This window comes from Aquamicrobium segne, from assembly GCF_042656785.1.
Lineage (GTDB): Bacteria > Pseudomonadota > Alphaproteobacteria > Rhizobiales > Rhizobiaceae > Mesorhizobium > Mesorhizobium segne.
In genome coordinates this window covers 75,292-92,074 of the sequence record NZ_JBHSLL010000039.1, presented here as the reverse complement: position 1 = coordinate 92,074, position 16,783 = coordinate 75,292, and the positions used below count along the sequence as shown (strand labels likewise).

The 16,783-nt window shown below is 58.2% G+C and carries 18 protein-coding genes and 1 tRNA gene; 9 read left to right on the top strand and 10 right to left on the bottom strand.

Translation table 11 applies throughout. From position 1 onward, the window contains the following. Positions 1–53: 53 nt before the first annotated feature. From ACFPLB_RS12030 to ACFPLB_RS12000, 7 genes are all read right to left on the bottom strand, one after another. Positions 54–803 carry an SDR family NAD(P)-dependent oxidoreductase gene (locus ACFPLB_RS12030; RefSeq protein WP_378229911.1) on the bottom strand — a complete coding sequence of 250 codons (750 nt, stop codon included), beginning with the start codon at positions 801–803 and terminating at the stop codon, positions 54–56. 9 nt (positions 804–812) lie between these two features. Then, a complete protein-coding gene (locus ACFPLB_RS12025; RefSeq protein ID WP_378229909.1) occupies positions 813–1,526 on the bottom strand; it encodes an SDR family oxidoreductase in 714 nt (237 codons plus the stop codon). 257 nt (positions 1,527–1,783) lie between these two features. After that, positions 1,784–2,596: a FadR/GntR family transcriptional regulator gene (locus ACFPLB_RS12020; RefSeq protein ID WP_378229907.1), complete on the bottom strand. Its 813-nt coding sequence runs from the start codon at positions 2,594–2,596 to the stop codon at positions 1,784–1,786. A gap of 57 nt (positions 2,597–2,653) precedes the next feature. Beyond that, positions 2,654–3,001: a RidA family protein gene (locus ACFPLB_RS12015; RefSeq protein WP_378229905.1), complete on the bottom strand. Its 348-nt coding sequence runs from the start codon at positions 2,999–3,001 to the stop codon at positions 2,654–2,656. Between the two features lie 17 nt (positions 3,002–3,018). Then, positions 3,019–3,819, bottom strand: coding sequence for an SDR family NAD(P)-dependent oxidoreductase (locus tag ACFPLB_RS12010; protein WP_378229903.1), 801 nt, complete (start codon positions 3,817–3,819; stop codon positions 3,019–3,021). After that, positions 3,812–4,627, bottom strand: a complete 816-nt coding sequence (locus tag ACFPLB_RS12005; protein ID WP_378229901.1) for a shikimate dehydrogenase family protein — start codon at positions 4,625–4,627, stop codon at positions 3,812–3,814. The genes ACFPLB_RS12010 and ACFPLB_RS12005 overlap by 8 nt, the downstream gene beginning before the upstream one ends. Beyond that, positions 4,624–5,535, bottom strand: a complete 912-nt coding sequence (locus ACFPLB_RS12000; protein ID WP_378229899.1) for a 2-hydroxy-3-oxopropionate reductase — start codon at positions 5,533–5,535, stop codon at positions 4,624–4,626. The genes ACFPLB_RS12005 and ACFPLB_RS12000 overlap by 4 nt, the downstream gene beginning before the upstream one ends. An 89-nt stretch (positions 5,536–5,624) precedes the next feature. On the opposite strand from ACFPLB_RS12000, the gene ACFPLB_RS11995 reads away from it, so the two are divergent. From ACFPLB_RS11995 to ACFPLB_RS11970, 6 genes are all read left to right on the top strand, one after another. Next, positions 5,625–6,389, top strand: a complete 765-nt coding sequence (locus ACFPLB_RS11995; protein WP_378229898.1) for an HpcH/HpaI aldolase family protein — start codon at positions 5,625–5,627, stop codon at positions 6,387–6,389. Between the two features lie 11 nt (positions 6,390–6,400). Beyond that, the gene (locus ACFPLB_RS11990) at positions 6,401–7,618 is read left to right on the top strand and encodes an NAD(P)/FAD-dependent oxidoreductase (protein ID WP_378229896.1); all 1,218 of its coding nucleotides are present in this window, start codon (positions 6,401–6,403) and stop codon (positions 7,616–7,618) included. A gap of 688 nt (positions 7,619–8,306) precedes the next feature. After that, a complete protein-coding gene (locus ACFPLB_RS11985) occupies positions 8,307–8,999 on the top strand; it encodes an RNA polymerase sigma factor (protein ID WP_378229894.1) in 693 nt (230 codons plus the stop codon). A gap of 78 nt (positions 9,000–9,077) precedes the next feature. Next, positions 9,078–9,602 (top strand): DUF4142 domain-containing protein, encoded by a 525-nt coding sequence (locus ACFPLB_RS11980; protein WP_378229892.1) that lies wholly within the window; start codon positions 9,078–9,080, stop codon positions 9,600–9,602. Then, positions 9,599–9,934: a cupredoxin domain-containing protein gene (locus ACFPLB_RS11975; RefSeq protein ID WP_378229890.1), complete on the top strand. Its 336-nt coding sequence runs from the start codon at positions 9,599–9,601 to the stop codon at positions 9,932–9,934. Before ACFPLB_RS11980 ends, ACFPLB_RS11975 begins: the two co-directional genes overlap by 4 nt. 5 nt (positions 9,935–9,939) lie before the next feature. After that, on the top strand, positions 9,940–10,089 hold the full coding sequence (locus tag ACFPLB_RS11970) for a hypothetical protein (RefSeq protein WP_378229888.1): 150 nt from the start codon (positions 9,940–9,942) through the stop codon (positions 10,087–10,089). Positions 10,090–10,243: 154 nt separating this feature from the next. On the opposite strand, the gene ACFPLB_RS11965 is transcribed toward ACFPLB_RS11970, so the two are convergent. Next, positions 10,244–10,319: transfer RNA gene (locus ACFPLB_RS11965), tRNA-Ala, on the bottom strand. Positions 10,320–10,468: 149 nt separating this feature from the next. Then, entirely contained in the window at positions 10,469–10,855 is a 387-nt protein-coding gene (locus tag ACFPLB_RS11960) for a TIGR02300 family protein (RefSeq protein WP_378229886.1), read from the bottom strand. Between the two features lie 193 nt (positions 10,856–11,048). Between ACFPLB_RS11960 and aroA the strand changes: the two genes are divergently transcribed. The 3 genes from aroA to rpsA all read left to right on the top strand — a co-directional run bounded on the left by aroA (position 11,049) and on the right by rpsA (position 14,967). After that, complete coding sequence (gene aroA, locus ACFPLB_RS11955; RefSeq protein ID WP_378229884.1) at positions 11,049–12,410, top strand: 3-phosphoshikimate 1-carboxyvinyltransferase; 1,362 nt, start codon at positions 11,049–11,051, stop codon at positions 12,408–12,410. Next, positions 12,407–13,060: a (d)CMP kinase gene (gene cmk, locus ACFPLB_RS11950; protein ID WP_378229882.1), complete on the top strand. Its 654-nt coding sequence runs from the start codon at positions 12,407–12,409 to the stop codon at positions 13,058–13,060. Before aroA ends, cmk begins: the two co-directional genes overlap by 4 nt. 209 nt (positions 13,061–13,269) lie before the next feature. After that, the gene (gene rpsA, locus ACFPLB_RS11945; protein ID WP_378229880.1) at positions 13,270–14,967 is read left to right on the top strand and encodes a 30S ribosomal protein S1; all 1,698 of its coding nucleotides are present in this window, start codon (positions 13,270–13,272) and stop codon (positions 14,965–14,967) included. A gap of 245 nt (positions 14,968–15,212) precedes the next feature. On the opposite strand, the gene ACFPLB_RS11940 is transcribed toward rpsA, so the two are convergent. Next, the gene (locus ACFPLB_RS11940; RefSeq protein ID WP_378229878.1) at positions 15,213–16,652 is read right to left on the bottom strand and encodes a glyceraldehyde-3-phosphate dehydrogenase; all 1,440 of its coding nucleotides are present in this window, start codon (positions 16,650–16,652) and stop codon (positions 15,213–15,215) included. Between the last annotated feature and the right edge of the window lie 131 nt (positions 16,653–16,783).

Below are 16,783 nucleotides of genomic sequence, written 5' to 3'. Positions count from 1 at the left end.
GTCACCCCTGAATGCGTGACGGTTTCGATGGTCCGGCAAGCGCCGGACGGCGATCATGCGTAGATGTAACCGCCGGAAACGATGACGTTCTCGCCGGTCATATATGTGTTCTTCGGGCCGCCGGTCATCAGCACCCATTCAGCGATCTCGGTCGGCAGCGCGCCACGACCGAGGGGGCTGGCCTTGGCCAGTTCGCCGAGGAAGCCGAGTGCGCGGGCGCGTTCCGTCGCCATGCCAGCCGGTGCGACCGAATTGACCAGAATGCCGTCGCCCGCGACATGATGGGCGAAGGAGCGCGTCAGGCTGACCACGGCCGCCTTGGTCGCAGCATAATGGGCATTCTGCGGATGGGCCTTGAACGCATCAACCGAGGTCAGGTTGACGATGCGACCGCGCACATGATCCTTCGGTTCCTGCTCTTTCATATGGCCGATGGCGGCAACCATCATGTGATAGGTGCCCTTGATATTGACGCCGTTGGAGGCGTCCCATTCAGCGTCGGTGATTTCCAGGATCGGCCGGCGCGGGTAGATGGCCGCGCAGTTGATGAGGGTGTCGACCCGGCCAAGACCAGCGACCATCGCGGCGAAGGCCTCGTGGCATTCCGGCCCTGCCTGGATATCGGCGCTGGCCGAAGCGACGGGCAGGCCTTTTGCCCGCGCTGGCTCCAGCGCGGTGGCAGCCGCGTTGCCGTCAATGTCAATGATACCAAGGCCAGTCACACCAGCCTCCACCGCCATGCGGGCAAGCAACTCACCCAACCCGGCGCCGCCGCCAACGATGACTACTGAAAGTCCGTCCATGTTTTTCTCCTATTTGCCGCCACTGGGGGAAGTCGGACGTGTCGGCACAATGTCGAAACGCGAAACGTTTGCCCGGTCGGGCAGGTTCAGAACTGTCAGGACCATCTGCGCAATATCGTCCGGCTGAACGACCGCGGTGACGCTGTACATCATCTTGCGCGCCTCAGCGTCGAGTATGTCCTTGTAAAGCGCAGTCTCGACACGGCCGGGTACGATTTCGGTGACGCGCACGCCATGCGGCGACATCTCGGCCCGCAGCGCCGCCGCAAAACCCGCAATACCGGCCTTGGCGGCCGAATAGACGGAAAAACTGGCAGAAGGGGCGTGCCCTGCGGTCGAGCCGGTGAAGAAGATATGGCCGCTGCCACGCTCGCGCATCTGCGGCGCGACAAGGCGGGCAAGCACGATTGCCGCGCCCAGATTGACCTCGAGCGTCGCATCGATATCAGCAATGTTCATGTCGGCAAAGTCGCCCAGCGGCGGCATCAGCCCGGCATTGTTGACGAGAACGTCAATGGCAAGCCCCGAAAGCGCAGCCTCCAGCGCTTCACGATCGGTCACGTCGGCGGCGATTGGAACGATACCGGCCTGCATCGAACTCAGTTCGCTGAGAGCAGCGCGACTGCGTCCGAGCGCATAGACCTCATGGCCGGCCTTCGCCAGAACAAGCGCTATCGCCCGTCCTATGCCACTCGTCGCGCCCGTCACCAGGACTGTCTTCACTGCCACCCCCCGAATTTATATCGATTCAGTTTGTTGGCTTGCACCGCAATCGGAAACCAAGAAAATCGATAAATACAAAAGAAAAACTTTCACATCTATTTTCCACATCCAGACCCGATCACCGCGTCAGCCAGTGCGTCAGCTGTGAGTTTCCGATTATGAATTGCTGCGCCACAGCCAAAACCGGCATTTTTCTGCCAATACCGCTCCTGCCCTGCGCCACGCCCCGCCGCTCCCGGCCCAAACCAGCGCTTTCGTCAACCATCATCGTCCTGCCGCTCTGGCGCTCCTTGTGCCGACGAGCCTGCCAGCCCGGCGAAAAGTGCGTCGGCGGTTCCCACCGTCCTTGCTCCGGCGGTGCCAACGCCGCTTGCCAGCGCCAGAGCGCGCACCCGCTCAAGGCTGTTATGCAGATGCCGGCGCATCGCTTCGCGCGCGCCTTGCGGGTCGCGTCGCTCGATACCGGCAACGATGGCCTCGTGCTCGGAATGGATACGGGCGTAGTAATTTTCCTTGTGCTCGCTGGCGACGATATGACCAAGCTGGAAGCGCGGCACAATCACCGGACGCAGATAGGCGAGAAACCCGTGAATAAACTCGTTGCGTGAGCATTCGGCGATCTTCAAGTGAAAATCATAGTCGTAATGGATATTGATACGCGTCGGGTCTTCGTGCTGCGCGTCGACCTGCTCCATCGATAGCCGAATGGCGTGTGCCTCCTCATCGCTGCGCCGCTCGGCGCACAGCGCCGCCGACTCAACCTCGACACTCAGCCGCAATTCAAGCAGTGCAATCGTCTCCGGCAGGGTGCGCAGCGCCTCCTGCGGAATGGTGAAGCCCTGAACGCGTGGGGCTTCACTGACAAAGACGCCTCTTCCCTGCTGGGGAATGACGAGCCCCGCCGAGCGCAGCCGCGCCACCGCCTCGCGGATTACGGTGCGGCTCACCCCGTATTGTGCACCCAGTTCGGCCTCGGTCGGCAGTTGCGCGCCGGGGGCAAGCTCGCCCGAGCGCACCTTTTGCAAAAGGCTCTCGGCGACGATCGTCGACAGGGGTTTGCGTCGGGACATGCTCACTCTTTGCCTCGTTACATTTTGCACCACAGACTGCGCCGCGGCGACGACGGATTACATGGCTGCGGTCACGATCAGTTCGACCAGCATGCCGGATTTAGCCATGCGGCCCTGCCCCGACGAGCGCGCGGGCGCGTGCTCCTTCGGCATCCACTGGTCCCACACCGAGTTGACCTCGTCAAAGTCGCGCACATCGTCAAGCCACATCTGGACATGCAATATCCGCGTCTTGTCGGTGCCTGCCTTGGCCAGAAGATCGTCAATCTTGGCCAGCACCTCACGCATCTGGTCGGCGGCGGAGCGGCCGGGCGTACCGACCTGCCCGGTAAGATAGACGGTGCCATTATGGACGACGCCGTGATGGATGCGGGTATCGAAGTCAAAGCGGGCGATGTCGCTCATTCAGTTTTCCTTTCAGATCAAGATGCGGGGCGAATGGGATTGCCACGCAGATAATGGGCATAGGGAGCCTGGACCAACCAACCGGCATCGACCGGAAGTGTCACCCCGGTGATGGAGGCCGCGCGGTCCGAGCACAGGAACAGCGCCGCCTCGGCGACGTCGGCGGGATCGACGAAACGGCGCAGAGCCGTGGTGGCAAGAATGGCATCGGGGTCGCGCTCGCCAGCGGCGATCTTCGCCTTCAGCCCGTCCGAAAGCGTGTAGCCGGGTGCAACGGCATTGATGCGCACGCCCTGGGGGCCAAGCTCGGCCGCCAGAATGCCGGTCAAGCCGACAATCGCATGTTTGCCAGGCGTGTAAGCTGGCAACGACAGCGGCGCGAATGAAGCCAGCGAGCCGACATTCAGGATGGCGCCGCGCCCGGCCGCCGCCATCAGCCGACCGAAAACCTGACAGCCAAGCAGCGTGCCGCGATAGTTGATACGCCACATGCGTTCGTCTTCGCCAAGATCCTGATCGAGAACCCGCTTGCCGCTTTGCAGGATGCCAGCGCAATTGACCACAGCATGCGGTGCGCCGAAAGCCGTGTCGACGGCGCGGCCCAGCTCTTCAACCGCCTCTGCCTTCGCGACATCGGTGGCGACAAAGCGCGCAGCCTTCGCGCCCGCCTGCCCACATGCGCCGGCAACCGTCTCGCCACGGACGACGTCGCGGCCGGCGACAACGACATTCATACCCTCGCGCGCAAAGCGAAGCGCGATCGCCTCACCGATGCCGGAGGTGCCGCCAATGACCACGGCCGTGCGCGCCTCAACCATGGTTGCGCTCCTTGCGGTCGATATCGAAGAACTCCGCCATCGCCTGAACCTGGAAATCCATCATCGGACGGCCAGGCTGGACCGGGCAGCCGATTGCCTTTGCCGCCTTCAGCAGCGGAGTTTCCACCGGCTCCATAATGATGTCGACAACCGTCATCGCGGGCGTCAGGCGGCTAACATCGAGCGGCAGCGGGTCGTCGGGCTTCAACCCCATCGGGGTGGCGTTGATGGCCATGTCCATGCCTTGCGGATTGGCGGGACCGACCGCGATGGCGCAGGCGGGGAAAGCGGCGTTGACCAGCCGCGCCAGTTCGCCTGCACGGGCCTCATCGACGTCGCAGAGACGGATTTCCCGCGCACCCGCTTCAGCCAGACAATAGGCAAGCGACGCGCCCGCGCCGCCGGCCCCGACCTGAAGAATGCGCCGGCCTTCGATCATATGGCCGCCAGCCTTCAAACCGTCGATGAAACCGACGCCGTCGAAATTATCGGCATACCAGCTGCCATCGGCCTGACGGCGCACAGAATTGGCGCTTTTCACCCTTGCCGCCCGATCATGGGCGGCCGCGCATTTGTCAAAGACGAGCGTCTTGTAGGGAACCGAGATAATGACACCTCGGACATTCTCAGCCGCAGTCAGGCCCGCCCAGAAAACCTCGAAATCCTGCGGCCGACAGCTCAGCGGCACCATAAGGCTGTCGAGGCCGCGCTGCTCGAATATCTCGTTGAAGATTCCGGGGCTCTTTGCGTGGCCCACCGGATAGGCCAGCATGACAAAGATATCGGCCTTTCCCGTTCCACGCATCATGCGGGATCCTTTTTTTCAGCCACAGCGTGGCTGGCGAGAGCTTCGAGTGCCAGCACCAGCGCCGAATGATCGGCATCGGTCGCGCCGCGTGCCGCACAGGCATTCATCAGTTCCTGCACATTGGCGGTTCCGGGCAGCGAAACGCCCAGCGCGCGGGCGCTTTCAAGCGCAAGACCAAGATCCTTCTGGTGCAACCGGATGCGGAAGCCGGGGTCGAAGGTGCGTTCGATCATCCGCTCGCCATGCACCTCAAGCACGCGCGAGGACGCAAAGCCGCCGAGAAGCGCCTTGCGTACAATGGCCGGATCGCAGCCCGCCTTGCTGGCAAAAACCAGCGCTTCGCCGACGGCGGCAATGTTCAGTGCAACGATAATCTGGTTGGCGATCTTGCAGGTCTGTCCCGAACCGTTGGCTTTGCCGACAAGGGTGATGTTCTTGCCCATCACCTCAAACAGTGGCAGCGCGCGCTCAAATTCGGCGGCAGGCCCGCCGACCATGATGGTCAGGCTGGCGGCTTTGGCTCCGACCTCGCCGCCGGAGACCGGCGCATCGAGATAGCCTGCCCCCCTGGCACGTACCGCTTCGGCGAAACCGGCGGTGGCGATGGGGCTGATCGAGCTCATGTCGATGACGAGCCCGCCGGATGCGATACCGGCGACCACGCCGCTGTCGCCGAGCAGGACCCGCTCCACATCCGGCGTGTCAGGCAGCATGGTGATGACAACCTCGCTCGCTCGCGCCACCTCCGCGGGATTGTCCAGCACCGTGACGGCAAGGTCCTCCGGCGGGGTCGAGCGGTTGAGCGTGGTTACGATCTCATGCCCTGCGGCGATGAGGTTGCGTGCCATCGGCGCGCCCATGACGCCGAGGCCGATAAAACCGATCTTCACTGCAATTTTCCTTTCCAAATTTGTTTCCCGACCGTTGCGGGATTTTAAGGTATGATATATGACATCATACAAATTTCAATAGAAAGCAGACATCGGAGGTCACGAAAGTGAAGGAACGGACAAACACACTGAAGGCCGCGCTGCAGCAAGGCAGACCAAGCATCGGATTATGGTGCTCGCTCGCCTCGGCTTTGACCACCGAAATTATGGCGGGATCCGGTGCAGGATGGCTTCTGATCGATGGCGAACACAGCCCCAATGACTTGCGCAGCGTCATAGCGCAGCTTCAGGTCATCGCGGCTTTTCCGTGCGAGGGAGCGGTGCGGCTTCCCTCCGACGACTCCGTCCTGATCAAACAGTTCATGGATGCGGGGGCGCGCAGCCTGATGATTCCCAATGTGAAAACTGCGGAACAGGCGCGGGCCATCGTCTCAGCGATGAGTTATGCGCCGGAGGGTGTCCGCGGCTTTTCTGTGGGCCATCGCGCCAACCAGTTCGGCCGTATCGCCGACTATCATCGCAATGCCCGCGCCAACCAGCTTCTTGCCGTGCAGATCGAATGCGAGACAGGTGTCGCCAATGCGCGCGAAATTGCCGCGGTCGAGGGCGTCGATGTGCTGTTCGTCGGTCCGGGCGACATGTCGACCAATATGAACGCGATGGGCAATCCCAATGCCGGACACGTCCAGCAGGCCATAGCCGCTGTGCACGAGGCGGCGGTCGCCGCCGGCAAAGCCAGCGGCATCCTCGCCCCGGTGAAGGCGGACGCCGATCGCTATCTGCGCGACGGTTTCACCATGGTCGCCGTCGGGGCCGATCTCGGGCTGCTGGCGCGCGGCTCCGACAATTTGGTTGCATCCTTTTCTGCCTGAAAGACGTTGCCATGGCCATCCCTCCCTACAAATCCCCCTCCCGCAACACTTATGACATCGTCATCGTCGGTGGCGGCGTCATCGGCTCCTCGATCGCCTATTGGCTGAGCCAGAAGCTGGGCGAGCGCATTTCAGCACTCGTCGTCGAACGCGACTCCAGCTACGAATTCTCGTCTACCGCGCTGTCGACCAGCGCCATCCGCCAGCAATATTCCAACCCGATCAATGTCAAGATCAGTCAGTTCGGCGTCGAGTTCATCCGCGATTTCAGCGAACGCATGACGCCCTTCTATACGGATGAGCCGTCGCCCGATCTTGGCTTCCGGGAGCATGGCTATCTTTATTGCATTTCACCCGACGGCGTCGAAGCAGCGCGCGAGCGTGTGGAATTGCAGCGTAGCCTTGGCGCCTACACTGTTTTTCTCGAACCCGGTCCGCTGAAAGATCACTTCCCCTGGCTCAATGTCCAGGACCTGGCCGGTGGCGCATGGGGCTCGCGCGATGAAGGCTGGTTCGACTCAATGGGACTGCTGAACGGTCTGCGGCGTGCGGCGCGCGCCTCAGGCGTCGAATATATCGACAACGCAGTCACCGCTCTTGCTCTGGCCGACGGACGCGTCACCGCCGCGACACTATCGACCGGCGAAACGATCTCCTGCGGCATTCTTGTCAACGCCGCCGGCCCCCGCGCCCAACAGGTGGCAGCAATGGCCGGCCTGTCAATCCCTGTCGCGCCGCACAAACGCCACAGCTTCGTCTTCGCCTCCGAAACGCCGATCCCCGGCAGGATGCCAAACGTCATCGACCTGTCGGGAACTTTCGTGCGCCCCGAAGGCGAGTTTTTCCTGACCGGCAACACCCCGCTCGACGACGGTCCTGCCGACTACGAGGACTTCCAAACCCGCCATGAGGAGTTCGAAGAGCGCATCTGGCCGGCTCTGTGGCACCGCATCCCTGCCTTCGATGCGCTGCGGGTGATGCAAAGCTGGACCGGGCACTATGAGTACAACATGCTCGACCATAACGGCATTGTCGGCTTCCATCCTGAGGTGACCAACTTCATGTTTGCCAATGGCTTTTCCGGCCATGGCCTGCAACAGTCCCCGGCTGTGGGTCGCGCAGTGGCCGAACTGATCGTCGATGGCGGATTCCAGACCCTTGATCTCACCCCGTTCCGCTACGAACGAGTTCCGCTTGGCGAGCCCTTTATGGAGGATGCGGTGATCTGAACGCGGGACTGCAGGGAAGTCTTGTCGGTTTGTCAATCTATGCGATATGCATGGTAGCAGCTATTGTAATTCTGTGTTTTTGCTCTTGCATTGCGCCATGCTATTGTTTGCAGTATCCTTACGCGGCTGGCCGGTATGGTGATCTCCGGATTAGAGCGCCGTGCGTCCAAACGGACGCACAAAGGACGCTCTAACACTTTGAATGAGCATCGGAATAATCCGAAAACCGATTCCACTTTTCGGTCCGATGCTCTAGACCCAAATTTTATTGGCGAGTTGTATCGTTCAGAGCCCTGAACTGGTTTTTCTGACCCAGATCCATTCGATCACTTTGTCCATCCGGATCGCTGCCTTCTCACATCCCCTTTATCCGGCCTCTGGTAGAATTTGCAGCATGTTACTCATGCTGCCGCTACCTGTGCCGGAACTCGGTAATCCTCATTCTTTACTATCAGTGCCCAGAAGCGTATCAGGATCTTTCAGATTCACGCGACACGCTTTAAGTTATTATTATTACGCATGTCTTTATCCCGAAACTGGTTCTCAAGTCTCGGGAGACAGGCTTTAGAGCATTTCTTGTTTTTATGGAAACAGGTGAAATGCTCTAATCTCTTGTTTTAGCCGCATTTCTGCGACGCCAGACGATTCCGTCTGTACTCGCAAAATGCTCTAGTGCCGGAGCCGCCTCGTGTCGATCAAAGCAAACCACGTCGTGCAATCTGCACCATATCAGAACGAAATCGAACTGGTGCTGGCGGCAAAGGCACGCCAGCCTGAAGCAATCAGAGCCATTATCAAGCAATATAATCAGCGCCTTTATCGGTTGGCACGGGCAATTGTGCGCAATGATGCTGACGCTGAAGAAGTATTGCAGGAAGCCTATCTACAGGCCTTTGCAGCAATTAGCAGCTTTCGTGGGGAAGCAACGCTTGCCACCTGGTTATCACGTATCACGGTGAATGAGGCCTTGGGCTGGATACGGCGCAAACGCAGAAGGGTGCAGCCTGATATTGACCTTGGCCACCCTAAGCAGCCACAAATCATTCGTCTTTCTTCTGCCAATCCATCAGATGACCCGGAGCGCGTTATGGCCCAACGGCAAATTCTAGGTCTTGTCGAGCAGGCCAGTGACAATCTTCCCGAGATTTACCGGGTGGTGTTTGTCGCCCGTGTTATCGAAGGTCTTAATGTCGAGGAGACTGCCGCAGCACTTGAGCTGAAACCTGCAACCGTAAAGACACGGCTAAACCGGGCACGGGTGCTGATCCGGCAGGATCTTGAAATGCAGATCGGCCCGCTCTTGCTTGATGCTTTTCCTTTTGCAGGCGCGCGGTGTGAGCGTTTGACCGACGCCGTGATGGAAAAACTAGATTTTCTGTAACCTTTCTGAATTTACGGCATCTGACTCTTTGTCAACCGAACATGATCCGGCCCCTTGGCCAGGATGACAGAGAAAGAGATGACCATGTATAAGACAATCAGTGTAGCTATCATCTTCCTGTTCAGTACAGCATTTGCGGCAATCGCTCAGGACAAGCCAACCGACCCGCAGATTGCGCATATTGCCTATACGGCAGGCGCGCTCGATATTGAGGCGGCAAAGCTTGCGCTGTCAAAGGAGACGACCCAAAACGTCAAGGATTTCGCCCAGTCGATGCTGGACGATCATCAGGCGGTAAATGAGCAGGCGCTTGAGCTGGTCAAAAAGCTTGATGTCACGCCTGAAGACAATGCCACCAGCCAGGCTTTGACCCAGGCAGCCGAAGAAAAGCGCATGGAGCTTGCCAAACTCGATGGGGCGGAATTTGAAAAGGCCTATATCAGCAACGAGGTTGCTTTTCACAAGCAAGTCAATGAGGCGCTGGGAACCCTCCTGATCCCATCCGCGCAGAATGCAGAGCTTAAAAGCCTGCTGGAAACTGGCCTGAAAATCTTCCAGGGCCATCAGCAACATGCTGAACATGTGTTGGAGGGATTGAAATGACCAAACTGGTTCTCGATCGGCGGCATTTTCTGCTTGCCGGAGCCGCTGTAACCTTTGCCGGAATTGCGCCGGCAAAAGCACATAATGGCGTTGTCCATGTTGTTATTGAAAATCTTGTTTTCACCCCGGCAGAAATTGAAGTGGCGGTCGGTCAAACGATTGAATGGGACAACAAGGACCCCTTCGCACATACCGCCACCGTCAAGGGTGGCTGGGAAGTCATGATTGCGCCCGGTGCAAAGGCAACCAAAATTGTCGAGGCAGGTGATAGTGTGGAATATTATTGCCGTTTCCACCCCAACATGACGGGACGGATAAGGGTGGCTGGATAGGCGTCATGATTATGTCGGTCGCGAGTGCAAGAGGCAGTGCGGCTCATCAGGATGGCTGGCGCATTCCAGCCACCGAGATTGAGGCGCTTGTGCTGGAAACACCCTTGATCGTCGTGATCATGCCTCCATCGCCGGTCCAACATGGTGGGCCCTGAAAAGCCTCAACAGAGACCCGAGCACCAAAAGCTGCCCAACCCGCCAATTCCAGCGCAGGGCATCCCACTATACATGGTCTCTCCTGAGCCAAGCCTTTAAAAGAACGGCATTATTCACAGAAGGATGGAGATCGGCAGGAAATAGAAGACTGATTGGTGGAGCCAAGCGGGATCGAACCGCTGACCTCCTGCATGCCATGCAGGCGCTCTCCCAGCTGAGCTATGGCCCCAAATCCGTCTAACGGACGCCGTTTCCGGCCGGTGCATCAAGGCGTTGGAATATCCTTGATCTGGGCGGCTTCTAGCGCCGCCCGTTGCGAATAGCAAGCCTCTTTAGCTCGCTTTTTTGGTTCCGCATCAAAAATTGCGGCAGACGATCTTAAATATCGTCTTCCTCATCGCCTCCGACACTGATCATGTCGGAAACATCGTCATCTTCTTCCTCATCATCGGCAAGGAAGGTGTCGTCATCATCGTCGCCGAGATCGACATCATCATCGTCGCCGAGATCGGGCAGATCGTCATCTTTCGAATCACCATCTGCTTCTTCCAGAGAAACCAGTTCTGCGCCCTCATCGTCGCTATCCAGTTCCTTTTCATCCACTTCGTCTTCTTCAATGCTGATCGAAGACTTGCTTTCCTCAAAATAGGAAAGCGGATAGCTCTTGCCCGTGTAGGGCGAGATGATCGGATCCTTGTTCAGGTCATAAAATTTCTGCCCGGTTTCCGGATCAATACGTTTGGTACCAAGTTCAGGTTTTGCCACGACAAGCCTCGTCGAAAAAAGTTTGGTCCCCTTAACCGCTGATTGTAGCCCTGTCAAAGCCAAATGGCCGCATTGAGAAAACGTGGCGGCAGTAAACCTACGGGGGATGACCGTAACGGCTGGTCATGCTACGAGACCGCCGCGCACCCTTTGAAACTGCCCGCATAGCGGGATCTTTGCAACAGGAATTATCATGTCGCACTCTGCCGCTTCTCAACCCGCCATTGCCCGCAACTCGCGCCCGCTCACAGGAGAGGTGCGCATTCCCGGTGACAAGTCGATCTCGCATCGCTCTTTCATGTTTGGCGGGCTGGCTGCGGGCGAGACCCGCATCATCGGCCTTCTGGAGGGTGAAGATGTGCTGCGCACAGGCCAGGCCATGAAAGCCATGGGTGCACATATCGAAAAAAAGGGTGAGGAATGGATTATTCGTGGCACCGGCAATGGCGCGCTTTTGCAGCCACAGGCGCCGCTTGACTTCGGCAATGCCGGAACTGGCGCACGCCTGACCATGGGGCTTGTTGGCACCTATGATATGGAAACCACCTTTATTGGCGATGCCTCGCTGCAATCGCGGCCGATGGGCCGGGTGCTTGATCCGCTGCGCCAGATGGGGGTGCAGGTGCTGTCCGCCGCCTCCGGCGACCGGATGCCGCTGACATTGCGCGGGCCAGCCCATGCAGCCCCCATTACCTATCAGGTGCCGATGGCTTCGGCACAGGTCAAATCTGCCGTGCTGCTGGCTGCCTTGAATACGCCGGGGATCACCACGGTGATCGAGCCGATCATGACCCGCGACCACACCGAAAAAATGCTGAAGGGTTTTGGCGCAAAAATTGATGTCGAGACTGATGAACGCGGTGTGCGCCATATTTTCATCGAAGGTCAGGGCAAGCTCACCGGCCAGACGATTCATGTGCCGGGCGATCCCTCCTCGGCTGCATTTCCGCTGGTCGCCGCTCTGATTGTGCCCGGCTCCGATATTACGATCTGCAATGTGTTGATGAACCCGACCCGCACCGGGCTGATCCTCACCCTTCAGGAAATGGGCGCAGATATTGAAATTTTTAATCCGCGCAATGAAGGCGGCGAGGATGTCGCCGATTTGCGGGTGCGCCACTCGCAGTTGAAGGGTGTGACAGTGCCGGCCGAGCGGGCACCGTCAATGATTGACGAATATCCGGTGCTGGCGGTGGCGGCCTCTTTTGCCGAGGGCGAGACACGCATGCCCGGTCTGGAAGAATTGCGGGTCAAGGAAAGCGACCGGCTGGCAGCAATGGCTGCGGGCTTGCGCCAAAACCATGTCGACTGCACCGAAGGCGAGGCAAGCCTTGCCGTGCGCGGTGTGCCCGGCGGCAAGGGGCTGGGCGGTGGAGAGGCTGTCAAGACGCATCTCGACCACCGCATCGCCATGAGTTTTCTTGTCATGGGGCTGGCCAGCCAGCATCCCGTCACCATTGACGACAAGGCCGTGATCGCCACCAGCTTCCCCGAATTCATGGACCTGATGACCGGCCTTGGCGCACATATTGAAGCTGTGGAAGCCATGCCATGAAAAAAGCCCCGCTCCTGATTGCCATTGATGGACCGGCGGCGTCTGGAAAAGGCACTCTGGCACGGCGGCTGGCAGATTATTACCACCTGCCACATCTCGACACCGGCCTGACCTATCGTGCCGTTGCCCGTCTGCTTTTGGAAAAGGGCTGGCCACTGGATGACGAGCCCAAAGCCATTGAGGCAGCGCATCTGGTTGAGCTTGCTGCGCTCGATCATGCGGTGCTGTCGGCCCATGATGTGGGCGAGGCAGCCTCGCGCATCGCCGTCATCCCTCAGGTGCGGCGCATTCTGGTGGACAAGCAGCGCGCCTTTGCCGGACAGCCTTCAGGTGCGGTTCTGGACGGGCGTGACATCGGCACGGTGGTGTGTCCGGACGCTCCGGTCAAACTTTATGTAACAGCCAGTCCGCAAGTGCGCGCACGCCGTCGTCTGGCTGAAATAAAGGCCCGCGACGGCGCCAGTGATTTCGACACCATTCTGGCTGATATTGTGCGCCGTGATGAGCGCGATACGCAGCGCGCCGATTCTCCTTTGCGCCCTGCTGACAATGCGCACTTGCTCGACACCAGCGAAATGGATATAGAAACCGCGTTTATTGCTGCCAGAAATATCATTGATGCTATAATGGCTGCAAAAGACAAAACCTGATCTGGGCCTGATCCAGAGTTTTATCGGTTTTATTGCCGGTGAAAATTCGGTTCAGCACCTGACAACACCGCTTGACCGGCGCTCCATGCGCCGTATTTCAACCGCTTTACAGCGGCTGGGCCTGAACAGGGCCCGGGAATGCCGGTCTGGCAAATGCAACGCAAACCCACGGCGCTGCCTCACACCAAAGAGGCATTTCAGGAGAACATATGTCAGTTTCAAACCCCACTCGCGATGATTTTGCGAGTATGCTCGAAGAATCCTTTGCCGATGGTCATGCCGGTGAAGGTCAGGTCGTACGCGGTCTGGTGACCGCCATCGAAAAGGACATGGCGATTATTGATGTCGGCCTGAAGGTCGAAGGTCGTGTCCCGCTAAAGGAATTCGGCGCCAAGTCCAAGGACAGCACGCTCAAGGTTGGCGACACTGTCGAGGTTTATGTCGAGCGCATCGAAAACGCGCTGGGCGAGGCCATGCTGTCGCGCGAAAAGGCGCGCCGTGAAGAAAGCTGGGTTCGCCTTGAAGAGAAATTCGCCAAGAGCGAGCGCGTTGAAGGCGTTATCTTCAATCAGGTCAAGGGTGGCTTTACCGTCGATCTGGATGGCGCTGTCGCCTTCCTGCCGCGCAGCCAGGTTGATATTCGCCCGATCCGCGATGTGACCCCGCTGATGCACAATCCGCAGCCCTTTGAAATCCTCAAGATGGACAAGCGTCGTGGCAATATCGTCGTTTCGCGCCGCACCGTTCTTGAAGAGAGCCGTGCCGAGCAGCGCTCCGAGATCGTCCAGAACCTTGAAGAAGGTCAGGTGGTTGAGGGCGTGGTCAAGAACATCACCGATTATGGTGCGTTTGTTGATCTGGGCGGCATTGATGGCCTGCTGCATGTCACCGACATGGCGTGGCGTCGCGTAAACCATCCGACCGAGATCCTCAATATCGGCCAGACGGTCAAGGTGCAGATCATCCGCATCAATCAGGACACGCACCGCATCTCGCTGGGCATGAAGCAGCTTGAAAGCGATCCATGGTCCGAGATCGGCACCAAGTTCCCGATCGGCAAGAAGATCACCGGTACTGTCACCAACATCACCGATTATGGTGCATTTGTTGAACTGGAGCCGGGCATTGAGGGCCTCATCCACGTTTCGGAAATGTCGTGGACCAAGAAGAACGTGCACCCCGGCAAGATCTTGTCGACCACTCAGGAGGTCGATGTGGTTGTGCTCGAGGTTGATCCGGCCAAGCGTCGTATCTCGCTCGGTCTCAAGCAGACCCTTGAAAACCCGTGGGAAGCTTTTGCCCGCAACCATCCGGTTGGCGCCGAGGTCGAGGGCGAGGTCAAGAACAAGACCGAGTTCGGCCTGTTCATTGGTCTGGAAGGCGATGTGGACGGCATGGTCCACCTGTCCGATCTCGACTGGAACCGTCCGGGCGAGCAGGTCATCGAAGAGTATAATCGCGGCGACACGGTCAAGGCGCAGGTACTCGATGTTGACATCGAAAAGGAGCGCATCTCGCTCGGCATCAAGCAGCTTTCGCGTGATGCAGCCGGTGATGCGGCAGCTTCGGGCGAACTGCGCAAGAACGCTGTAGTCACCTGCGAAGTCATCGCTGTGAAGGATGGCGGTCTTGATGTTCGTCTGGTTGACAGCGATCTGGAGAGCTTCATCAAGCGCGCCGATCTGTCGCGTGACCGTGACGAGCAGCGTCCTGAACGCTTCACCGTTGGCCAGAAGCTCGATGCCCGCGTCATCGTCTTCGACAAGAAGACCCGCAAGGTTCAGGTGTCGATCAAGGCACTGGAAATTGCCGAGGAAAAGGAAGCCGTGGCTCAATACGGCTCGACCGATGCCGGTGCTTCACTGGGTGACATTCTTGGCGCTGCGCTGAAGAAGCAGGGCAACTGATTTAGAGCCTTATGTGAGCACAGATGTTTCCATCTGTGCTCACATAACAATCAAAAACGCCGTGCATCCTCCCGGATGCACGGCGTTTTCCTTATGATAAAAGCTACGCTTTCTTCTTAAAACGTGTCGCAATCTTTCAGATTCACGTGACCCGCTTTAAGTCCTTGTTTTTACGCATGTCTTTATCTCGAAACTGGTTCTGAAGTCTCGAGAGACAGGCTTTAAAGTGCCAGCAGCAGCTCCGATCAGTTTTGTGGATAAATCGGATATTCCACATGCGACACCTGCTGTAGAATACGCAGAACCTGGCAACTATACCCAAATTCATTATCGTACCAGACATACAGCACACAATGCCGACCATTGACGATGGTCGCCTCCGCATCAATGACAGCCGCATTGCGTGTGCCGACAAAGTCGGTGGAGACAGCGTCGGGTGAACTGATGAAGCCGATCTGACGCTGGAGCGGCGAATGCAGCGACACCCAGCGCAAATAGCTGTTGAGTTCCTCCAGCGTTGTTTCCTTTTGCAGGGTCAGATTTAAAATTGCCAGCGATACATTTGGCGTCGGAACGCGAATGGCGTTGCCGGTGAGTTTGCCGGAAAGCGCGGGCAAAACCTTGGCGGCAGCCGTGGCGGCGCCGGTTTCGGTAATGACCATGTTCAAAGGTGCAGCGCGTCCTCGACGCGGTCCTTTATGGAAATTATCCAGCAAATTCTGGTCATTGGTGTAGGAATGCACCGTCTCGACATGGCCAAATTCCAGCCCGAACTTGTCAAACAGCGCCTTCAGTGGCGGCACGATGGCATTGGTGGTGCAACTGGCCGCAGACAGGATGGCATCGCTTTCTTCGATCAGATCGCTGTTAACCCCGTGCACGATGTTTTTCAGATCGCCCTTGCCCGGAGCCGTCAAAATGACACGCCTGGCGCCCTTGCTGTTGAGATGCTGTGACAGGCCCTCCCGATCGCGCCATTTTCCGGTATTGTCGATGATGACGGCATCACGAATACCATAGGCCGTATAATCCACGCTGGCCGGGTCATTTGAATAGATGACATGAATGAAATTGCCATTGGCAATGATGGCGTTTCGGCTCTCATCCACGGCGATAGTGCCGTTAAAGGGACCATGCACCGAGTCACGGCGCAACAGGGAAGCCCGCTTTTGCAAGTCACCCTTGCCGGTTTCGCGCACGACAATGGCACGCAGGCGCAAACCATCCCCAGAGCCTGTTTTCTCGATCAGCAGCCGGGCCAGGATGCGACCGATGCGGCCAAAGCCGTACAAGACCACATCTGTTGCCGTCGGCTTGACCGGGGTTTCGGTAATGGCTTCATTCAACTCCTGACGCACATAATCCGCCACGGACTGATTACGATTATCGGCCATATAGGCAACCGTCAGCTTGCCAATGTCCACCTGACAAGGGCCCAGTTCCAGTTTTGAAACTTCGGTGAGGATCGGCAAAGTATCAACCACGGACAGTTCTGCATTCTCGATCTGTCGCACAAAACGATGCGTCTTGAGAATCTGGATCACGGACTTGTTCACCAGTGACCGACTGTAGATGGTGATCGTCACATTCCGCGCCCGGTACAGGTGACCGATGATCGGGATCATCGATTCTGCAAGTTCCTCGCGGTTTTTCCAGCGTCCGAAGTGTTCTTCCTGTATAGTCACGAAACAATGCCTCCTGGTGCATGATCTTGGAAAAGCGACTGACTTTTCGGGCAAGACATACGTATAAATAACAAGCTAAAGCATTTTGCAGTCAGACGGTTGTCCCAGACCTCGCGCAAATGCGGCGAAAG